Genomic DNA, 19,121 nt, shown 5'->3' with positions numbered 1-19,121 from the left:
CGCCGCGACCTTGCCGGCCCGGACTCGACGGTTCGGATTTGTCAGTTCGTGCCCACCCCCGCTATCGATGCGGAAGCGTCGCGGCGCAGCTGGCTGCCCCGATCGCAGGCTGCAGGGAGCCCTTCAGGATGGAAGGCCGCATCGAACTCGTCCTGTTCGACCTCGACGACGTCCTCTACCACTACAGCCGCCGCCGGCGCGCCGAGCGCCTGTCGGAGATCACCGGCATCGCCCCTGACGCCATCCGGGCGGCGGTCTGGGATAGCGGCCTGGAGGCGGAGGGCGATCGCGGGGCGCTCGGGCGGGAGGCCTATCTCCAGGCCTTCGGCGAGCGGATCGGCCGTCCCGTCTCCCTGGCGGACTGGGTCGATGCGCGCCGCGCCGCGGTCGCGCCGAACGGCCCGATGCTCGCGCTCGCCGCGCGGTTGCGCGCCACGACGGGGATCGCCGTCCTGACCAACAACCCGGAACTCCTGACCGACCACGTCGACGTCATCTGCCCCGAGTTGCGGCCGCTCTTCGGGGACCGGATCTACGCCTCGGCCTCGTTCGGCACGGCCAAGCCGGATGTGGCGTGCTTCGAGCGCTGCCTGGCCGGCCTCGCCGTGGCGCCTTCCGCCGCGCTGTTCGTCGACGACCTCGCCGAGAACGTCGCGGGCGCCCGCCGAGCCGGGCTCCGCGCGCACCACTTCACCGCGGTGGAGGGGTTTCGCCGCGAATTGGCGGCATGGGGCGTGGACCCGTAGGGCGGACCGTGAGCGCCCGGTCAGGCCGGTGCAGGGCGCGTCACCGCGTGCCGAGCCGCTTCGCCGCCCGCTTGAGGGTGTCGTTCATCCGGGTCTGCCATCCCTCGCCCGTCGCCTTGAACGCCTCGACCACATCCCGATCCAGGCGGATCGTTACGGGCACCTTCGTCACCTCGGCCTTGGGCCGGCCGCGCGGACGCGTCAGGGCGGCGTAGAGAGCGGGCGGCAGCACCTCGGCGGCCGGTCGCATCCGGGCGAGCTGCTCCGCCGCGATCTCCGGATTGTCGGGATCCTGCGCGATCCCGGCCTGGATCTCCGCTTCCTCCTCGTCGGTCAGGGGCGGCAGGCTCGCCCTACGTCTGGTCATAGCGACTCCTCTCGCTGCGGCTCGCCCGCCGTAGGCTGATGGCCGAGATGGCCTCGCTGCCCGTCGAGGAAGCCGACCGCGAGGAAGCGCGGTCGCCCGTCCGGCCCGGGCTTGGCCGCCTCGACTACGGCGTCCGCCCATTCGAACCGATCGTCCGCATCGGCAAAATCCATCCGATGCTTGCGGATGTTGCTCTCGCGCTTGGGCTCGTCCCAGACCATCCGCATGCATCATCTGACCATGCCCAAATCCCGCAGGCAAGATTTTTTGTGTGTACAGAAATATCGGCCGCCATTCCCGTTGTGGCTATCTCGGTCGCCGCCTTGGCCGATCTGGCCCTGCCGGTCGTCGTCTCCATCGGGCGTCCCCGTCTACTGCCCTGGACCTCCCGCGCCGGATCGGGCAGGGCAGGGGCCTTCCGGCCCCGCTGCCCCGAGAGCGACGTGATCCGCCCAGCCCTCCCGCTCCTCGCTGTTTTCCTTACTCCCCTCCTGGCCCTCGCCACCCCCGCCCGGGCGGTGGTCGGCGGGACCGAGGCACCCGACGGGGCACCGGCGCGCTCCAGCGTGATGGTGCTGTCCTCCCGCGGCGGGGTCTGCACCGGCATCGTGCTCGCCCGCGACGTGGTGCTCACCGCGGCCCATTGCGCCGCCCCCGGGGCCGAGCACCGGGTGCATTTTCGCGACGAGGCCGGGGCGCCGGTGCTGCTCGGGGTCGCCGCCCGGGCGGTGCATCCGGGCTACGATGCCGGGGCCATCGCCGGGCGGCGGCGCTCGATCGACCTCGCGCTCCTGCGCACCGAGGCGGCGCTCCCGGCCCGCTTCGTGCCGGCCAGCCTCACCGAGGCCCCGACCGCCGCCGGCACGCCGCTGACGCTCGGCGGCTACGGCGTGGCGCGGCCCGGCGACCACCGCAGCACCGGCACCTTCCGCACCGCGACCCTGCCGGTGGTCGAGCTCTACGGCCCGAGCCGGATCCTGGTCTGGCTGAAGGGAGCGACGGCGTCCGGCGCCTGCGAGGGCGATTCGGGCGGGCCGGTCGTCGGGGCGGGCGGCGGCGTGCTCGCGGTGACGACCTGGGCGAGCGGGACCGGCAAGGCGGCCTGCGGCGGGGTCTCGCAGGGCGTGCTGGTCGGGCCGCAGCGGGCCTGGATCGACCGCACGACCGCGGCCTGGGGCGCTCCGGCGCGCTGGGAGTGAAGGCCGCGGCCTCCGCGGCCGGGCCCCGCTCGCGGTTTCGTTCACGCTGCGCCCCGGTGCCGGTGCGGAACCGCACCCGGGGCGCGAGACTTCCCTTGTCGAGCGTGGCCGCGCGCTCGTAGGTTGGGTCCCATGCGCGCTCTCCCGTCCCGCCTCCGTCCCGCCCTGGCCGCTCTCGCGGTGGCCGCGCCCCTCGGCCTGTGGAGCGGGGCCGCCGGCGCCGTGGTCCGGGGCGAGGTGACCCGCGACCCCGACGGCCTGCGCGGCTCGGTGGTGCGGATCGAGAGCACCACCGGCGAGATGTGCTCGGGCTCGCTCATCGCCCCCGACCTCGTGCTGACGGCGGCCCATTGCGTGATGCGCAAGGCCGGCTACTGGGTGGTCGCCGTCGACCGCAACTTCCGCCAGCGCCGCCTGCGGGCGATCGCCGCCTCGATGCACCCGGATTTCGTCCCCGGCACCACGCCGGAGACCCAGCCCGGCACCGACCTCGCCATCCTGAAGATCAGCGAGCCCCTCGGCCCCGACTTCCGCCCCCTCGACGCGCGCTATGCCGGCGACATCGCGCAGGGCGACACCGTCGCCATCGCCGGCTACGGCGTGGTGGCGGAGAACCGCCGCGGCTCCGCCCGGGTGCTGCGCCAGGCCCGCCTCGTCTCGCTCGGCGAACTCCAGGTCGCCAACACCGTGACGGTGGTGGCCGACCGCACCACGCTCGCCGAGACCGCCGGCGCCGGCGCATGCCTGGGCGATTCCGGCGGTCCGATCCTGCGCGGCGGTCCGGGCGGCTACCAGCTCGTCGGCGTGGTGAGCTGGTCGAGCGGCGCCGCCCAGCAGGGCCGGGTCCGCACCGCCTGCGGCGGCTTCACCGCCGTGACGCCGGTCGGCCAGCATGCCGGCTGGATCAACGCCCGCGCCGCCGAACTCGCCCGGTTCCAGCCCGGCGAGGCGATGCCGGCGGGCGCCCGCCCCCATCCGGCGGATTGGACCGGGGGGCGCTGACAGCAGCTTGACTGTCCCGCGGCCAGGTCTTCCAACGGGCTCCGTCAGATCCTGGAGCTTCCCGATGAGCCAAGCCGTCTTCAGTCTCGCCCGCATCCTCGTCGTCGTGCTGTTCTGCGTCTCCGGCGCCCAGAAGCTGATGAACCCGGCCGGCGTCGTGGCGGCGGTCTCGGGCAAGGGGATGCCCTACCCGCAGGTGCTGGCCTACCTCACCATCGCGGCCGAGCTGGGCCTGGGCCTGCTGATCGCGCTCGGCTTCTACGCCCGCGCGGCCTCGGTCCTGCTCGCGGTCTTCACCCTCGCGACGATCGTGGTCTTCCACAATTTCTGGTCGATGACGGGGGATGCCTTCCGGACGAACCAGATCCAGGCGATGAAGAACCTCTCGATCATCGGCGGCCTCCTGATGATCGCGGCCGCCGGGCCCGGCCGCTTCGCCCTCAACCGGCGCTGATCTCTCGCCTTTTCGTCCTCCCCCGTCTTTTCGTTCCTCGGCCCGCGCGCCGGAACGGCGCCGGGCCCGGCACGTTGACCGGCCCTGAAGGAGCGGATCGGCGACAGGGAACGGGTGGGACCATGGCCTCGCAGACAACGACGTCGGACGCGGCCTTCCGCAGCTTCGCCGAGGGAGCCGGGCTGATGATCTGGCGCGCCGACCGGCAGGCGCGCCTGATCTACGTCAACCCGGCCTGGACCGCGTTCCGCGGCCGCGCGGCGGAGGACGAGGTCGGCTACGGCTGGAAGGAGGGGCTGCATCCCGAGGACCGGGCCGATCACGAGGCCGCCCTGGCGGCGGCCTACGAGAGGCGGGCGCCCCACAGCGCCGAGTACCGCCTGCGCCGGCACGACGGCGCCTTCCGGTGGATGCATGGCCATGCCTACCCGCTGCACGAGGGCGAGACCTTCACGGGTTTCGCCGGATCCTGCTTCGACATCACCGAGCGCAAGGAATCCGAAGCGCAGGCCGCCCGGGCGCTCTCCGAGCAGGAGGCCCTGCTCGCCGAGATCTATCACCGGGTGCGCAACAACCTGCAGGTCACGGTCAGCCTGATCGGCCTCTACGGCCGCGCGGCGCCGGCGCCCTGCCGCCCGGCCTTCGAGGCGCTCGGCCAGCGGGTGCGGGCGATCGCGCTCGTCCAGCAGCACCTGCACGAGGCGCCCCAGATCGCCAGCGTCGACCTCGCCGACTACCTGACGCGCCTCGCCGAGGGGTTGGGGCAGCTGCGCCGGGCCGGGCGGATCGCCGTCACGGTCGAGGCGGATCGCACGCTCCTCCTCGAGCCGCGCATCGTCAACGCGCTGGGAATGATCCTGGCCGAGATCGTCGCCGAATGCCTGGACGGTACCGGGGAAGGAGTCGCCTGCGTCACCCGGGTCGAGGTGCCGGCGGGCTCGCCGGACGAGCCGGTGCGGGTCCGCATCGCCTTGGGCGGGGTCGCCGGCGTGCCGCCGGACGGCGTGCCGCGGCTCGGGCCCCGCCTGATCGCCGCCTATGCCGGCCAGGCCGGGATCGCGGTCTCGGGCGGGGGCACCCAGGACTCGCCCCTCGACCTGACGCTGCCGGGCTGAACCCAGCCTCGGACGGGTCCCCGGTGGCGGGCGGGTCCCCGCCCGCCTATATGCCGGGTCTCCCCTTCTCCAGCGCGCCGTCAGGTCCCATGCTGCCGCCCATCGACGAGATCGTCTCCAACTTCGAGTTCCTGGACGAGTGGGACGACCGCCACCAGTACCTGATGGAACTCGGCCGCAAGCTGCCGCCCCTGCCGGACGAGGCCCACACCGAGGCCAACCGGGTGCGCGGCTGCGTCAGCCAGGTCTGGCTCGAGACGCGGGTCGACCGTTCCGGCCCCGAGCCGCGGCTGCACTTCCTCGGCGACAGCGACGCCCACATCACCAAGGGCGTGGTCGCCGTCCTGATCGCGTTCTTCGACGGCCGCACAGCCGCGGACGCCGCCCGGGCCGACGCCCTCGGCCTGTTCCAGACGCTCGGCCTCTCCGAGCACCTCACCGCGCAGCGCTCGAACGGCGCCCGGGCGATGATGGACCGCATCCGGGCGGACGCTCAAGGAGCGGCGGCGGCGGCGTGAGCGCCGCGCGCCCTTGCGGCGGCGCCCCCGGGACGGCACATCCGTGCCAGACGCCACCTCCCGGGGAGCCGCATGACCCTTCGCCTGAGCCCGCCCACCGCCGCGCCGACGGCGCCCGTCCGGCCCGTCACCGTCACGGTCCATGGCCGCGCGGTGACCGACCCCTATGCCTGGCTCAAGGCGGAGAACTGGAAGGACGTGCTGAAGGACCCCTCCGCGCTGCCGGCGGAGATCCGGGACCTGCTCGTCGCCGAGAATGCCTACGCGGAGGCCGCGCTCGCCGGCACCACGGCGCTGCGCGAGACCCTGGTCGCCGAGATGCGCGGGCGCATCCGCGAGGATGACGGCAGCGTGCCGGACCTCGACGGTCCCTTCGCCTACTACACCCGCTACCGCGAGGGCGGGCAGCATCCCCTGGTCTGCCGCCGCCCGGCCGACCGCGTGGCCCCCGGCCTCGTCGGCGACCTCGCCGGGGAGGGAGAAGAGATCCTGATCGACGGCGACCGGGAGGGGGAGGGGCACGCCTTCTTCAGCCTGGAGGACGCCACCCATTCCGACGACCACCGGCTGGTCGCCTGGAGCGCCGACACCAAGGGCTCCGAGCTCTACACCATCCGGGTCCGCGACCTCGCGACGGGCCAGGACCTCGAGGACCGGGTGCTCGCCACCACCGGCGACGTGGTGTGGAGCGCCGACAGCCGCGCCTTCTGGTACGTCGCCGTCGACGAGAACCACCGCCCCGCGACCGTGCGGCTGCACCGCCTCGGCACGCCGCAGAGCGACGACGAGACGGTCTACGAGGAGAGCGATTCCGGCTTCTTCGTCGGCATCGGCGAGACCCAGTCCGGCGCCTACCTGGTGGTGACGGCGAACGACCACGAGACCTCGGAGGTCCACCTCGCCGAGCGCGCCACGCCCTTCGCCCCCTTGCGGGTCGTGGCGAAGCGCGAACACAAGCTGATCTACTCGGTCGAGCATCGCGGCGACGAATTGTTCGTGCTGACCAACGCCGACGGCGCCGAGGACTTCAAGATCGCGGTGGCGCCGCTCGACGACCCGGCGAAGGCCAACTGGCGCGACCTGATCCCGCACCGCGCCGGGGTGATGATCCGGTTCCAGCACGTGCTCGCCCGCCACCTCGTGCGGCTCGAACTCGAGAACGCCCGGCCGCGCCTGATCGTGCGCGAAGCCGAGAGCGGCGTCGAGCACACCGTCGCCTTCGCCGAGGAGGCCTACTCGCTCGGCCTCTCGCCGGGCCACGCCTTCGACACCGACCTCGTCCGCTTCACCTACTCGTCGATGACGACGCCGGCGGAAACCTACGATTACCACGCGACGACCCGCGAGCGGACCTTGCGCAAGCGCCAGGACGTGCCGAGCGGCCACGACCCGGCGGCCTACGTGACGCGCCGTCTGTTCGCGACCGCGCCGGACGGAGAGCAGGTGCCGGTCTCGCTGCTGCACCGGCGCGACACCCCCCTCGACGGGACCGCGCCGCTCCTCCTCTACGGCTACGGCTCCTACGGCTCGCTGATGTCGGCGGCCTTCCGCACCAACCCGCTGTCGCTCGTCGACCGCGGCTTCGTCTACGCCATCGCGCATGTCCGCGGCGGTACCGAGAAGGGCTGGCGCTGGTACCTCGACGGCAAGCGCGAGAAGAAGCCCAACACCTTCTCGGACTTCGTGGCGTCCGCCCGCGCGCTGATCGAGGCCCGCTACACGGGGGCGGGCCGCATCGTGGCGCATGGCGGCAGCGCCGGCGGCATGCTGATGGGGGCGGTGGCCAACCTCGCGCCCGAACTCTTCGCCGGCATCGTCGCCGACGTGCCCTTCGTCGACGTGCTCAACACCATGCTCGACGGCGAGCTGCCGCTCACCCCGCCGGAATGGCCCGAATGGGGCAACCCGGGCACGGACCTCCAGGCCTTCGAGACGATCCTGTCCTACTCGCCCTACGACAACGTGGCGGCCAAGGCCTATCCGGCGATCCTGGCGCTCGGCGGCCTCACCGACCCGCGGGTGACCTACTGGGAGCCGGCAAAGTGGGTCGCGCGCCTGCGCGCCACCATGACCGGGGGCGGGCCGGTGCTCCTGCGCACCAACATGGAAGCCGGCCACGGCGGTGCCGCGGGCCGCTTCGACCGGCTGGAGGAGGTGGCGCTGATCTACGTCTTCGCGCTGGCGGCGGTGGGGGCGGAGGCCGCCGTTTGAGCTCCCGCACAGGAGCGGAAGACCCTCCCCCGCAGAGGGGGGAGGGGGCGGGCGTCGCGTCTCACGCCGCCCGCATCGAACCACCCGGCGCGCCCGTCCCGGCGTGCCGGCTGCGCAGCCGGAAGGCCAGGACCAGCATGAAGGCCCCGAAGGCGATGGCGTAGCCGCCCATCCAGTAGGTGAGGACCAGGAGCGACAGGGCCGGGCTCGCGATCAGGGCGACGGCGAACAGCACCGAGAGCACCCCGCCGATCGCCAGGAACCAGCGGCCGTGGTCGAGATGGAGCCGGAAGGCGGCGGCGATCATCAGGCCGCCGGTCACCAGGGCCCAGGCAGCGATCAGGTACACGAAGGCGACGAGCGCGCTGCCCGGCATCAGGAAGGCCAGCACGCCGACCAGGATGTTGATCGCACCCGCGGCCAGGAGATAGCCCCAGCGCTCGTGCCGCTCGGCCGCCCGCACCGCGGCGACGATCTCGGTGATCCCGTCGACCAGCATGTAGGCGGAGAAGAGGATCACCAGGGTCAGGAGCGTCGCGCCCGGCGCGATCAGGGCGACGATCCCGAACAGGATCGCGAAGACGCCGCGCAGGGCGATCAGCCACCAGTTGCGGGCCAGGACCGCGCTCATCGCATTGAGCCGCGCGAGCGGATCGGCGGCGCTGCCGTAAGGGGACGAAGCGCCGGGCGCGGTATTCGGAAGCGGGGCTGCAGTACTCATGCGATTATCCTCCGGTGCGATTTCCGGGGCGAGGGCCGTCGGGGCCGGGACTACGTGACGTGAACGTCGGGCGAGCGCGGCCGTTCCGCCCGGGCGCGGGCCGGCCCCGCGCGAAACGGTTCGCGGCCGGAATTCATCCCGCTCCCGCTCCGGCTTTTTTGCCGCAATGCGGAACCCACGCCGCTGCCCCTGCGTCTACCGAGCCGAGGCGGGCGCCTTGCCCGGCCCGCATTCGGGCCGTTGCGTGGAATTCACGACATGCTGGACGATCAGTCGCGGGCCGAGGGCCCGGTCGGGCGGGACGCGCCGGCGCCCGTCGCGACGCGAGCGGATCCGGCGCGCGGAGAAGATCGGTCGCGCGGAGCGGACCCGGCGCGCGACGAGAACACCCGCGCCCTGCAGGAGAATACCCGTGCCCTGCGCGAGCACACGCCGCAGGACGAGGCGCAGGACCGGGAGGCCGAGAGCCGCAACGGCGAGCCATCGGACGGACAGGACGACGAGGGCGAGGGCGAGGAATCCGGCAAGAAGCCGGGCCTCGTCCGGCGCCACCCGCTCTGGTTCGTCCTCGGGGCGATCGTCCTGCTCCTCGCCGCGGCCGGCGGCTACTGGTACTGGCTGACCTACATCCACCCCTACGAGAGTACCGACGACGCCTTCGTCGATGCGCGCCAGTTCGCGGTCTCGCCCAAGGTCGCCGGCTACGTCACCGCCGTCCCGGTGACCGACAACCAGCACGTCGAGGCCGGCGCCGTGCTGTTCCAGATCGACAAGCGCGACTACGAGGTGGCGCTCCAGCAGGCGCGGGCGCAGGTCCAGTCGGCCCAGGCCCAGATCCAGGGCTTCGACGCCCAGATCCAGGCGCAGCAGGGATCGATCCAGGAGGCGAAGGCCCAGGTCGAGCAGGCCAAGGCCGCCCTGCAATTCGCCAAGCAGGACGCCGCCCGCTACCAGGACCTCGCCCAGCGCGGCGCCGGCTCGGTGCAGCAATCGCAGCAATCGACCTCGAACCTGCAGCAGCAGCAGGCCAATGTCGATCGCGCCAACGCTGCCGTGACGGTGGCCCAGCGCCAGATCGGCTCGCTCCAGGCCCAGAAGGCCGGCGCCGAGGCGAGCCTCGCCCAGGCCCGCGCCCAGGAGGCGCAGGCCCGGCTCAACCTCGAATACACGACCGTGACGACGGCTCAGGCCGGCCGGGTGGTGCGCCTTACGGGCGCCGTCGGGCAGTTCGCCCAGGCCGGCCAGGCGCTCAGCATGTTCGTGCCCGACGACATCTGGGTCACGGCGAACTTCAAGGAGACCCAGATCACCGACATGCGCCCGGGCCAGCCGGTCGACGTCGAGATCGACGCCTACCCGGACCACAAGATCACCGGCAAGGTCACCTCGGTGCAGCCCGGCTCGGGCACCGCCTTCAGCCTGCTGCCGGCCGAGAACGCGACCGGCAACTACGTCAAGGTGGTGCAGCGCGTGCCGGTGAAGATCACGGTCGACACCTGGCCGCAGGACGTCTCGATCGGCCCCGGCATGTCGGTCGTGCCGACGGTGCGGGTCCGCTGAGGGGCGGGCCTTGAGAAGAGTCTTGCCGTGAGAAGAGTCTTGCCGTGAGGAAGGTCTCGCCGTGAGCGGTCAGAACCCCGCCGACAGCGCTGCCGGCGACCACAATCCCTGGATCATCGCCATGGTGGTGGCGCTCGCCACCTTCATGGAGGTGCTCGACACCACCATCGCCAACGTCGCGCTGCGCTACATCGCCGGCGGGCTGGCGGTCGGCCCCGACGAGGCGGCCTGGGTGGTGACGAGCTACCTCGTCGCCAACGCGATCGTGCTCACGGCCTCGAGCTTCCTCGCCAAGCGCTACGGGCGAAAGGCCTTCTTCCTGGCGGCGATCGCGCTGTTCACGGTGTCGTCGATCCTGTGCGGCTTCGCCTGGAGCCTCGAATCGCTGCTGTTCTTCCGGATCCTGCAGGGGCTCGGCGGCGGCGGCATGGCGCCGCTGGCGCAGTCGATCCTGGCGGATTCCTTCCCGCCGGAGAAGCGGGGCCAGGCCTTCGCCCTCTACGGCGTCGCCATCGTGGTGGCGCCGGTGGTCGGCCCGACCCTCGGCGGCTGGCTCTCCGACCAGTATTCCTGGCACTGGTGCTTCCTCATCAACGCCCCCGTCGGCGTCGTCGCCCTCTTCCTGATCTGGTGGCTGGTCCAGGATCCGAAATCGGCGGTCGAGGAGCGCAAGCGCCTGCGCCGCGAGGGCGTGCGCTTCGACGTCGTCGGCTTCATCCTGGTGGCGACCTTCCTCGGCTCCCTCGAGGTCGTCCTCGACGAGGGCCAGCGCAAGGACTGGTTCGGCTCGACCCTGATCGTGGTCTTCGCCTGCCTGGCCGTCGTGTCGTTCGTCGCGATGATCCCGTGGGAACTGAAGCACAAGAACCCGGTCGTCGACCTGCGGCTGCTCGGCCGGCGCCAGTTCGGCTCCTGCTTCCTCGTGATGCTCGCCACCGGCGCCATCCTGATCGCCACGACGCAGTTCCTGCCCCAGCTCCTGCAGGATTATTTCGGCTACACCGCCACCTGGGCCGGCCTGGCGCTCTCGCCCGGCGGTCTCGTCACCTGCGTGATGATGTTCGTGATCGGGCGCGTCTCGGGCTACGTCCAGCCGAAATACCTCATCGCGACCGGCGCCACCATCATCGCCTTCGCGATGTACGAGCTGACGAACCTCTACGGCGACCTCAATTTCGGATTCTTCGTGTGGTCGCGTGTCTATATCGGTCTCGGCCTGCCGATGATCTTCCTGTCGATCACCGCCGCCTCCTACGAGGGCATCTCCAAGGACCAGACCGACCAGGCCTCGGCCCTGATCAACGTCGCCCGCAACGTCGGCGGCTCGATGGGCGTGTCGCTCGCCCAGAACATCCTGGCCTACCGCCAGCAATTCCACACCAGCCGCCTCGTCGAGCACGTCGTGCCCTCGGAGCCCGCCTACCAGGAGACCCTGCGGGCGGCGACGCAGTTCTTCTCGACCCGCGGCGCCAGCACGGTGGACGCCCAGAACCAGGCGATCGCCTGGATCGGCCGGCAGGTCCAGACCCAGTCCGCCTTCCTCGCCTATATCGACGTGTTCTGGGCGCTCGCCATCGTGTCGGCCTGCGCGGTGCCGCTGGCGATGATCCTCAAGAACGTGAAGCGCGGCGGCGACGCCCCGGTGGGCGGACACTGACGACGTGGCACCAAGCGGATCGAAGCTCGTCGTCTACGCGGCGCTGGCCGGCAACCTCGCCATCGCGGTCACCAAGCTCGCGGCGGCGTCCTATACCGGCTCGGGGGCGATGTTCACGGAGGCCGTGCATTCCTTCGTCGATACCGGCAACCAGGGCCTCCTGCTCTACGGGATGCGCCGCGCCGCCCGGCCCGCCGACGACAGCCACAATTTCGGGCACGGGTTGGAGCTGTATTTCTGGTCCTTCGTCGTCGCGCTGCTGATCTTCACGCTCGGCGGCGCCTACGCGGTCTACGAGGGCGTGGAGAAGCTGCGCCATCCCGAGACGATGACGTCACCGTGGGTCAATGTCGGGGTGATCGTGCTCTCCGGCGTCTTCGAGGGCCTGTCGTTCCGCACCGCCCGGCGGGAGATACGGGCCCGCTTCGTCCGCGAATCGCTCTGGACGGCGGTCACCCGCAGCAAGGACCCGAGCACCTTCGCGATCATCCTGGAGGACGGTGCGGCGCTGATCGGCCTCGGCCTGGCGCTTCTCGGCGTGGTCGCGAGCGGCTTTTTCGGCTGGCCGCAGGGCGACGGGGTCGCCTCGGTGGCGATCGGGCTGCTGCTGATCGCCACGGCGGGCGTGCTGTTTCGCGAGACCCGCAGCCTGCTCACCGGCGAGAGCGCCTCGCTGCGGGTGATCGAGCAGGCGCGGGCCATTCTCGCGGCCGATCCCCGGGTGGTGCGGATCGAGCGGATGCGCAGCCTCCAGCTCGGTCCCGGCACGGTGCTGCTCGCGGTCAGCCTCGATCTCGCACCGGACCTCACCGGCGACGGCCTGCGCCGCACCACCGCCGACCTGCGCGCCGCGATCCGCCACGGCCTGCCGGGCGTCGCGCACCTGTATTTCCAGCTGCCGGTGCGGGAGCGCGGGGCCGGTCACGGCACCGGTTAAAAAATCCTGAAGGAGGCCGGAACCGGCGCCCGCATCCCTCGTTATCGCAACGTCCCGGCGCGCGGGCCGTCCTTCCTTCGCGTCGTCCCCCTGGCCGCTTCGCTCACACAGAGGCCTCGGGGAGGGTCGGACCTACGGGAGTTGGCTCAACGCCGCCGGCGGGGCCTCGGTCGGACGGCGGGCGTCGATTTGCTCCGCGATCGCCGAGACCGGCTGGTACAGGTCGAGGCGCTGGTCGATCATACCGTCGAGGCGATCATAGACCTCGGCGACCGTCAGACTGCGCGTCTTCCGGCCCTCGCGGCGAAAAAAGAGAGAGCGGTTCGCCCGCGCGGCGGCCTTGAACGAGGCCTGCGCTGGCTGGTGCGGCTTCTCCGCCGTCAGCTCCATGAACTTGCCGGCACTCGCCGCGCCCAGGAAATGGGCGAAGTAGCATTCCGTCGTCGTCAGGTCGCGGCCGAGGCGCTGCTCGACGCGGCTGCGATCGCGCTTCATCATCTCGCCGGCCATCAGGCTCGCCACGTAGGGGTCGCGCCGCAGGGCCAGCACCCGGCGCCGGTCGGCGTCCTTCAGCACCACCAGCGTCCCGCCGCGCTTCTCGATCAGCTCCGCCTCGGCCGCGTAGCCGTGCTTGGCGCCGAACGTCCGCACCAGTTCGAGCCAGGTGCCGGTCAGGAACTGGAAAAGCCCCTCGGCCGTCGAGGTCGCCGCGCGCACGCTCGGCTGGAAGGTCGATTCCTTGTCGGCGAGCGCCATCAGGTAGACCGGATCGACCTCGGTCTCGCGCGCCGCCCGCACGATGGTCTCGACCAGCGCCCGCGGCACCTTCTTGTCGCCGAAGATCACCCGGCCGTCCTCGGTCTCCTCGGGCATGGCCGTCACTTCGGGGAGAGAGATGTCGTCGAGCGGGGAGGGTGTGTCAGCCAGGGTGGCGGCCTGGGGCAGCGATGCATCCGACAAGGGGACCGCCTTTAGGGAGGCCTCTTGGATGGACTTCTCGTGGGCGGGCATGTCCTGGAGCGACGCCGTCCCGGTGCCGGGCGCGGCGTCGTCGGGGGCCGCCCCGCCCGGCGTCCCACCCCCCTGCACCTGCTCCCGCAACTCCTGGCGCAGGCGCTCGAGGTCGTCGCGAATCAGGGCCGCGGTGCTCGGGGTCTCCTCGACGAGGGTCGGGCCGCGCCAGTTCGGCATCGCGCCGCCCGACGGGGCGGGGGGACGGGCGGCGGAGAAGTCGATCCGGTCGTGGGCTTCCGCCGCCGGGGCGAGAGCGTCCTGCGGCAGGCAGGCCGCGAAGGCGACCCCGACCGCGAGCGCGGCCACGGCCTTGCGGCTCAGCGAGGTGACCAGGGCGGTGGTGCGCGCGTGGCGCCGGCGGCCCTGCGGTCTCGAATGGCAGCCGTCGCGGGCGGTGAGCCAGCGGATGGTGTCCGCGCCCGCCTCGGGCACGAGTCGGCCAGCGTCGTCGGCGCAGGGCGCCGGCTCCGGGTGAACCCCCATCTCCAACCTTTTGTCCGTGGCGCGGAACCGGTCCTGACGGAGCCGCGCCGTGCTTCGCTCGGGGGCACCTCTGGCCGGCCGGTGTGTCCAGAATGGGACGAGGCCGGGGCAGGCTCTGGGGCCATTTTGCGACGCGGCCCCCCGGTCGGTCCGTCCAGGGACTGACAGTGCGACTTGCGAGCGAGAGGGTTGCGACCTCGGGGACGCGAGAAAATCGTGTGCGACCACGGAACCAAATACTCCCCGGGGCATTTCCAGTCGCCACGCGGAGCGGGCGAACGATTGCCCCACCGCCCCGCCCGGGGTCCGCGGGTCTGAGAGAGGACAATCCCTACCGATGAGCATTCAGCCCGGTCGGCGCGTCGGCGTCGCTTTCGTCGGGATGGGGGGGGCCGTCGCCACCACCGCCATCGCCGGTATCGAAATGATCAAGTCCGGCTCGAACCGTCTCGATGGATTGCCCCTTGCGGGACACGCCGTGGCCGGGATGGTCGGGTACAAGGATCTGGTCTTCGGCGGCTGGGACCTCAACGGCGACGACCTCGGCGCCGCGGCGGCCGGGCACGGCGTGCTCACCAAGCAGGACATCGAGAACGGCGCCCAGGTGCTCAACGGCATGAAGCCGTGGCCGGCGGTCGGCAGCGCCAAGTTCTGCAAGAACATCGACGGCGGCAACCGCATCGTCGCCAAGGACCACCGCGAGGCGGTCGATTGCATCGCCGGCGACCTCAAGCGCTTCCGCGAGGAATCGGGCGTCGACGACGTGGTGGTGGTCAACCTCGCCTCGACCGAGCGCTGGCCCGACCTCGACGACCCGACGCTGAACTCGGCCGCCGCCTTCGAGCGCGGCCTCGATTCGAGCGACGAGGCGATCAGCCCGGCGATGCTCTACGCCTACGCGGCGATCAAGAACGGCATCCCCTATGCCAACTTCACCCCGTCGGTCGCCGCCGACGTGCCGGCGCTGATCGATCTGGCGAAGCAGCTCAACGTCCCGGTCGCCGGCAAGGACGGCAAGACCGGCCAGACCATGATGAAGACGGTGCTGGCGCCGGCGCTGAAGGCGCGCGCGCTCCACGTCGACGGCTGGTTCTCGACCAACATCCTCGGCAACCGCGACGGCCTGGCGCTGAACGACAAGGACTCGCTCCAGTCCAAGCTCAACACCAAGGGCACGGTGCTGGACTCGATCCTGGGTTATCCGGTCGAGGATCACCTGGTCCACATCCACTATTACCGCCCGCGTGGCGACGACAAGGAAGCCTGGGACAACATCGACGTCACCGGCTTCCTCGGCCAGCGGATGCAGATCAAGGTCAACTTCCTCTGCAAGGATTCGATCCTGGCCGCGCCCCTGGTGATCGAGATCGCCCGCGTGCTGGATCTCGCCAAGAAGCGCGGCGACGGCGGCGTGCAGGAGCAGCTGTCGACGTTCTTCAAGGCGCCGATGGTCAAGAACGGCCACGGCCCCGAGCACGCCTTCGGCGTGCAGGAGCGCATGCTGCTCGACTGGCTCGGCGTCCACTAGGGATGGCTGCCAGCCACGATTTGGCGGGCGGGGCTCAGGCCCCGCTTCCGCTGCGCGAGCTCCTCGTCGAGCTCAACGACATCAAGCGCGTCCGGTCCGCCGGGCGCGACGGCTCGATCGCCGAGCGGCTCTTCCTCCAGGCCTGGGCGGCGCTGACCGGCGGGGCCGATCCGGCGGCGCTCGCCCTCGACGTCACCGCCAAGGCGCTGGCCGCCTCCCGCCTCGGCGACCTCGACGCGGCCTTCCTCGCGGCCGCCGGCCTCTCGCAGGCGCAGGCCTCGGAGGTGCTGGTGCGGGGCTTCGACGAGGTGGCGGGTCCCCTCGATCCAGGGCTCGCCGCGCGGCTGCGGGCGTGCCTCTCCGCGCCGCGGGACTGGACGCCCGGTCCCCTGCCGCATTTCGCCCTGCTCCAGGCCGACCAGCCGCGGGCCGGCGTCACCTGCCCGGGCAAGCCGCGCATCCTGCTCGAACCGCCGGAGAACCACGCCGAGCATTGCCTGGTGGTGGCGGTCTACGGCGTCGCGCTGAGCCCGTTCTACGGCGCCGACCCGACGACGGTCTTCGTGGCCGCCCTCGCCCATCACCTGCACAACGCCCTGATGCCGGATGCGGGCTTCACCGGCGAGATCCTGCTCGGCGACCATCTCGATGCGGTCATCGCCACCTTGAGCGAGCGGGCCCTGTCGGAGCTGGATGGAAAGCTGCGCGACGTCGTCGCCTCATCGCGAAAGATCCTGGTGGACGATCGCACGGCGGAGGGCCGGGCCTTCCACGCCGCCGACGTGATCGACCGGGTGCTCCAGATCGCCCAGCACCTGCGGGCGGCCTCGCTCACCATGGACACGGTGCTGGGCGAGATGGCGCTCGTGCATGACGGCCCGGTCAAGGGGTTCCACGACCGGGTGCTCGCCGACATGCGGCTGCCGTGAGGCGGATGGCGGACGCTCCCGGGCGCCCGCGCCCCATCCGGCATTCGCGCCCTATCTCCCGTCAGAGCCCGCCGCAGGGCGGGCGCCGCGAGGAAACGCATCCGTGATCCCGTTCGGGCTCCTCTCGCCGATGACCGGCGAGGCGCTGCATCACGACACGCCCCATTCCCTGCGCGAGGGCAAGCGCGGCCCGCGCTGGCCGGTGGTCGACGGCATTCCCTACCTGCGGATCGGCCGCAACGGCCTCGTCGGCGAGGTGCTGGGCCACCTCGACAAGGGTGCGCCGGGCCACGCCCTCGAATTGCTGCTCGCCGACCAGGATGATTGGTGGACCGGCCCGAAGGCGGACCCCGCCGCCCTGCGCGACCTCGTGCGCGAGATGAAATACGTCTCGTTGCGGGAAGCCTGCGCCCGCCTCGGCTGGGGCCGGGTCGGCGACTACTTCGTCAACCGCTGGACCGACCCGACCTATCTCGCCGGCCTCGCCCTGCTGGAGGCGCACTGGAACAATCCGCTCTGCGCCTTCGAACTGGCCTGCGGCATCGGCCATTACCTGCGCGAGCTGCAGGGGCGGGGCGTCCGGGTGTCGGGCGCGGACGTGGTGTTTTCCAAGCTCTGGGTCGCCCGCCACTGGGTCGCCGGGCAGCGGCCGCAGCTCGTCTGCTTCGACGCCGCCTCGCCGTTCTGGCCGATCGACCAGGCGCCGGTCGACCTCGTGATGTGCCACGACGCCTTCTACTTTCTCCCTGAGAAGCCCCGCATCCTCGACGCCCTGCGCAAGACCGCCGGCGAGGAGGGGTGGCTCGCCTTGAGCCACGTCCACAACAGCGCCCGGCCCGGCTTCTCGGCCGGGCACGCGGTCTCGGCGGCCGAGATCGAGGAGCTGTGTCCCGACGGGCTCGTCTACGACGACGACGAGCTGACCCGGGCCCTCGTCGCGGCCCGCGCCCCGGTCCCCGCCGCGCCCGCCGCCCTCGACCACGCCGAGGCCTTCTCGGTGGTCTGCGGCCCCGGCATGCGCCCGGCGCCGCGTCCGCTGGTCGATGGCCTGACCCTGCCGCGGGAGGGCGCGCATCTCCGCCTCAACCCGCTCTACGCGCCGGACCCCGCCGGGGACTACGCGATCACCTGGCCGTCCGAGCGCTACCGCGACGAATACGCCGCCCGCGCCACCTATCCGCCGCACTCCGCGGGCCCCGAGACCCTGGAGATGACCCCCGACACCCTCGATCGCGCCCGCATCCGCGAGTTCGTCGATCTGCCGGAGCGCTGGTGATGGCGAATGCGGCCGGGCGCGCTTTCTCCTCTTCGCTGACAGCAAGACTGTCCGGGGACGGTAAGGGGCACGGGATTTCTCCTCTCCCCGCGGGCGGGGAGAGGCCTTCACCCCCCTCGTCGGGGGTGAAGGGAGCAGCGAACCATAGGTTCGCCGCGAGGGTGAGGGGGTGTTTCCGGATGAGCCTCTTCCGGCACTACCCCCTCACCCTCGCTCCGGCTGCGCCTCCGCTTGCTGCATTCCCTGGACGGGAACGCAGCCCTCTCCCCGCCCACGGGGAGAGGAGATTTCCCGCGCCATTCGTCGACGCGTGCGTGTGGTGAGGCCGAGATGAGTGACCGCATGACCTCCATCGGCTGGGGCATTGTCGGGTTCGGCTGGGTCGCCCGGGACTTCATGGCGCCGGCGATCCGCGAGGCCGGCCACCGCCTCGTCGCGGTCTGCGATCCGGGCGCCGAGGCGCGGGACGCCGCGGCCGGTCTCGGCGCGCGGGCTCACGCCGACCTCGCCGGGCTCCTCGCCGAGCCGGAGGTCGAGGCGGTCTACGTCGCGACTCCCAACCACCTCCATCGCGGCGCCGTCGAGGCGCTGGCCGCCGCCGGCAAGGCGATCCTGTGCGAGAAGCCGATGGCGGCCGCGCTCGACGACGCCGAGGCGATGGCGGCGGCGGTGGCCCGGACCGGCATCCTCTACGGCACCGCCTTCGACCAGCGCCACCACCCGGCCCACCGGCTCCTGCGCGACGCGATCCGCGCTGGCCGGGTCGGCACCGTCACCGCCATCCGGATCGTCTATGCCTGTTGGCTCGACCGGGGCTGGACGGCGATTCCCGGGCAGGCCAACTGGCGCATCGACCAGGCTCAGGCCGGCGGCGGCGCGCTGATGGACCTCGCCCCCCACGGCCTCGACCTGACCGACTTCCTCCTCGACGAGCCGATCCTCGACATCACGGCGCTCACCCAGGCCCGCGCCCAGGACTACGCCGTCGACGACGGCGCGCTGCTCATCGGCCGCACCGGCTCCGGCGTGCTCGCGAGTCTCCACGTCGCCTACAACTGCCCCGACGCGCTGCCGCGCCGCCGCCTGGAGATCGCCGGCACCAAGGGCGTGCTGGTCGCCCGGAACACCATGGGCCAGGAGGCCGGCGGCAGCGTCACCTTCATCGACGGCGCCACCGGCGAGAGCACGCCGCTGCCCTTCGACACCGAGGCCTCGCCGTTCCTGGAGCAGGTCCGGGCCTTCGGCCGCTCCTTGCGCGATCCGGCGGGCCGCGACGCCTGGTCGGCGCCGCGCGACCTCCACACCATGCGATTGCTGGCCCGTGCCTACGCCGCCTCCCCGTCGCACCGTCCCGCCCCATCCCCCGCCGCGCCGGCCGCCTGACGGCCCCCGAGGAGTCTGATC

The 19,121-nt window shown here is 71.9% G+C and carries 18 protein-coding genes; 14 read left to right on the top strand and 4 right to left on the bottom strand.

The features are described 5' to 3' along the window. Positions 1 to 128 precede the first annotated feature (128 nt). On the top strand, positions 129 to 746 hold the full coding sequence (locus miv_RS01575; protein WP_207181080.1) for an HAD family hydrolase: 618 nt from the start codon (positions 129 to 131) through the stop codon (positions 744 to 746). Positions 747 to 786: 40 nt separating this feature from the next. Here miv_RS01575 and miv_RS01570 read toward each other — a convergent pair whose 3' ends face one another. Together miv_RS01570 and miv_RS01565 are read right to left on the bottom strand one after the other, a co-directional pair. After that, positions 787 to 1,113: a BrnA antitoxin family protein gene (locus miv_RS01570; protein ID WP_207181079.1), complete on the bottom strand. Its 327-nt coding sequence runs from the start codon at positions 1,111 to 1,113 to the stop codon at positions 787 to 789. Continuing rightward, positions 1,110 to 1,334, bottom strand: coding sequence for a BrnT family toxin (locus tag miv_RS01565; protein WP_425312958.1), 225 nt, complete (start codon positions 1,332 to 1,334; stop codon positions 1,110 to 1,112). The genes miv_RS01570 and miv_RS01565 overlap by 4 nt, the downstream gene beginning before the upstream one ends. Before the next feature lie 222 nt (positions 1,335 to 1,556). Between miv_RS01565 and miv_RS01560 the strand changes: the two genes are divergently transcribed. The 6 genes from miv_RS01560 to miv_RS01535 all read left to right on the top strand — a co-directional run bounded on the left by miv_RS01560 (position 1,557) and on the right by miv_RS01535 (position 7,612). Then, on the top strand, positions 1,557 to 2,312 hold the full coding sequence (locus miv_RS01560) for a trypsin-like serine protease (protein ID WP_425312957.1): 756 nt from the start codon (positions 1,557 to 1,559) through the stop codon (positions 2,310 to 2,312). A 132-nt stretch (positions 2,313 to 2,444) separates the two neighbouring features. Further along, a complete protein-coding gene (locus miv_RS01555) occupies positions 2,445 to 3,314 on the top strand; it encodes a S1 family peptidase (RefSeq protein ID WP_048461451.1) in 870 nt (289 codons plus the stop codon). 64 nt (positions 3,315 to 3,378) lie between these two features. Continuing rightward, positions 3,379 to 3,768: a DoxX family protein gene (locus tag miv_RS01550; RefSeq protein ID WP_207181077.1), complete on the top strand. Its 390-nt coding sequence runs from the start codon at positions 3,379 to 3,381 to the stop codon at positions 3,766 to 3,768. Positions 3,769 to 3,890: 122 nt separating this feature from the next. After that, on the top strand, positions 3,891 to 4,883 hold the full coding sequence (locus miv_RS01545; protein ID WP_207181076.1) for a sensor histidine kinase: 993 nt from the start codon (positions 3,891 to 3,893) through the stop codon (positions 4,881 to 4,883). Between the two features lie 89 nt (positions 4,884 to 4,972). After that, positions 4,973 to 5,401: a SufE family protein gene (locus miv_RS01540; RefSeq protein ID WP_207181075.1), complete on the top strand. Its 429-nt coding sequence runs from the start codon at positions 4,973 to 4,975 to the stop codon at positions 5,399 to 5,401. A 72-nt stretch (positions 5,402 to 5,473) separates the two neighbouring features. Continuing rightward, positions 5,474 to 7,612: a S9 family peptidase gene (locus miv_RS01535; protein ID WP_207181073.1), complete on the top strand. Its 2,139-nt coding sequence runs from the start codon at positions 5,474 to 5,476 to the stop codon at positions 7,610 to 7,612. A gap of 61 nt (positions 7,613 to 7,673) precedes the next feature. Here miv_RS01535 and miv_RS01530 read toward each other — a convergent pair whose 3' ends face one another. Continuing rightward, entirely contained in the window at positions 7,674 to 8,333 is a 660-nt protein-coding gene (locus tag miv_RS01530; RefSeq protein ID WP_048430329.1) for an HdeD family acid-resistance protein, read from the bottom strand. Positions 8,334 to 8,591: 258 nt separating this feature from the next. Between miv_RS01530 and miv_RS01525 the strand changes: the two genes are divergently transcribed. The 3 genes from miv_RS01525 (at position 8,592) to miv_RS01515 (ending at position 12,487) form a co-directional block, all read left to right on the top strand. Further along, the gene (locus miv_RS01525; RefSeq protein WP_207181071.1) at positions 8,592 to 9,893 is read left to right on the top strand and encodes an HlyD family secretion protein; all 1,302 of its coding nucleotides are present in this window, start codon (positions 8,592 to 8,594) and stop codon (positions 9,891 to 9,893) included. A gap of 121 nt (positions 9,894 to 10,014) precedes the next feature. Then, positions 10,015 to 11,550 carry a DHA2 family efflux MFS transporter permease subunit gene (locus miv_RS01520; RefSeq protein WP_207183353.1) on the top strand — a complete coding sequence of 512 codons (1,536 nt, stop codon included), beginning with the start codon at positions 10,015 to 10,017 and terminating at the stop codon, positions 11,548 to 11,550. A gap of 4 nt (positions 11,551 to 11,554) precedes the next feature. Continuing rightward, positions 11,555 to 12,487: a cation diffusion facilitator family transporter gene (locus miv_RS01515; RefSeq protein WP_207181069.1), complete on the top strand. Its 933-nt coding sequence runs from the start codon at positions 11,555 to 11,557 to the stop codon at positions 12,485 to 12,487. Between the two features lie 132 nt (positions 12,488 to 12,619). On the opposite strand, the gene miv_RS01510 is transcribed toward miv_RS01515, so the two are convergent. Then, complete coding sequence (locus miv_RS01510) at positions 12,620 to 13,984, bottom strand: transglycosylase SLT domain-containing protein (protein WP_244748821.1); 1,365 nt, start codon at positions 13,982 to 13,984, stop codon at positions 12,620 to 12,622. Between the two features lie 337 nt (positions 13,985 to 14,321). Between miv_RS01510 and miv_RS01505 the strand changes: the two genes are divergently transcribed. The 4 genes from miv_RS01505 to miv_RS01490 all read left to right on the top strand — a co-directional run bounded on the left by miv_RS01505 (position 14,322) and on the right by miv_RS01490 (position 19,100). Next, complete coding sequence (locus tag miv_RS01505) at positions 14,322 to 15,512, top strand: inositol-3-phosphate synthase (RefSeq protein WP_048461449.1); 1,191 nt, start codon at positions 14,322 to 14,324, stop codon at positions 15,510 to 15,512. Positions 15,513 to 15,514: 2 nt separating this feature from the next. Then, entirely contained in the window at positions 15,515 to 16,441 is a 927-nt protein-coding gene (locus miv_RS01500; protein ID WP_207181067.1) for an HD domain-containing protein, read from the top strand. Between the two features lie 103 nt (positions 16,442 to 16,544). Then, complete coding sequence (locus miv_RS01495) at positions 16,545 to 17,717, top strand: class I SAM-dependent methyltransferase (RefSeq protein ID WP_207181065.1); 1,173 nt, start codon at positions 16,545 to 16,547, stop codon at positions 17,715 to 17,717. Positions 17,718 to 18,059: 342 nt separating this feature from the next. Further along, positions 18,060 to 19,100 (top strand): Gfo/Idh/MocA family protein, encoded by a 1,041-nt coding sequence (locus tag miv_RS01490; protein ID WP_207183351.1) that lies wholly within the window; start codon positions 18,060 to 18,062, stop codon positions 19,098 to 19,100. Positions 19,101 to 19,121: the final 21 nt, after the last annotated feature.

This window comes from Methylobacterium indicum (assembly GCF_017347565.1).
GTDB lineage: Bacteria > Pseudomonadota > Alphaproteobacteria > Rhizobiales > Beijerinckiaceae > Methylobacterium > Methylobacterium indicum.
The sequence above is the reverse complement of the archived record's forward strand: the minus strand, read 5'-3'. Positions and strand labels throughout refer to the sequence as shown.

Coding starts and splice junctions, on each gene's coding strand:
- miv_RS01505 (WP_048461449.1), top strand. CDS start 14,322: ATGAGCATTCAGCCCGGTCGGCGCGTCGGCGTCGCTTTCGTCGGGATG.
- miv_RS01530 (WP_048430329.1), bottom strand. CDS start 8,333: ATGAGTACTGCAGCCCCGCTTCCGAATACCGCGCCCGGCGCTTCGTCC.
- miv_RS01490 (WP_207183351.1), top strand. CDS start 18,060: ATGACCTCCATCGGCTGGGGCATTGTCGGGTTCGGCTGGGTCGCCCGG.
- miv_RS01510 (WP_244748821.1), bottom strand. CDS start 13,984: ATGGGGGTTCACCCGGAGCCGGCGCCCTGCGCCGACGACGCTGGCCGA.
- miv_RS01575 (WP_207181080.1), top strand. CDS start 129: ATGGAAGGCCGCATCGAACTCGTCCTGTTCGACCTCGACGACGTCCTC.
- miv_RS01570 (WP_207181079.1), bottom strand. CDS start 1,113: ATGACCAGACGTAGGGCGAGCCTGCCGCCCCTGACCGACGAGGAGGAA.
- miv_RS01555 (WP_048461451.1), top strand. CDS start 2,445: ATGCGCGCTCTCCCGTCCCGCCTCCGTCCCGCCCTGGCCGCTCTCGCG.
- miv_RS01540 (WP_207181075.1), top strand. CDS start 4,973: ATGCTGCCGCCCATCGACGAGATCGTCTCCAACTTCGAGTTCCTGGAC.
- miv_RS01565 (WP_425312958.1), bottom strand. CDS start 1,334: ATGGTCTGGGACGAGCCCAAGCGCGAGAGCAACATCCGCAAGCATCGG.
- miv_RS01535 (WP_207181073.1), top strand. CDS start 5,474: ATGACCCTTCGCCTGAGCCCGCCCACCGCCGCGCCGACGGCGCCCGTC.
- miv_RS01520 (WP_207183353.1), top strand. CDS start 10,015: ATGGTGGTGGCGCTCGCCACCTTCATGGAGGTGCTCGACACCACCATC.
- miv_RS01525 (WP_207181071.1), top strand. CDS start 8,592: ATGCTGGACGATCAGTCGCGGGCCGAGGGCCCGGTCGGGCGGGACGCG.
- miv_RS01545 (WP_207181076.1), top strand. CDS start 3,891: ATGGCCTCGCAGACAACGACGTCGGACGCGGCCTTCCGCAGCTTCGCC.
- miv_RS01550 (WP_207181077.1), top strand. CDS start 3,379: ATGAGCCAAGCCGTCTTCAGTCTCGCCCGCATCCTCGTCGTCGTGCTG.
- miv_RS01500 (WP_207181067.1), top strand. CDS start 15,515: ATGGCTGCCAGCCACGATTTGGCGGGCGGGGCTCAGGCCCCGCTTCCG.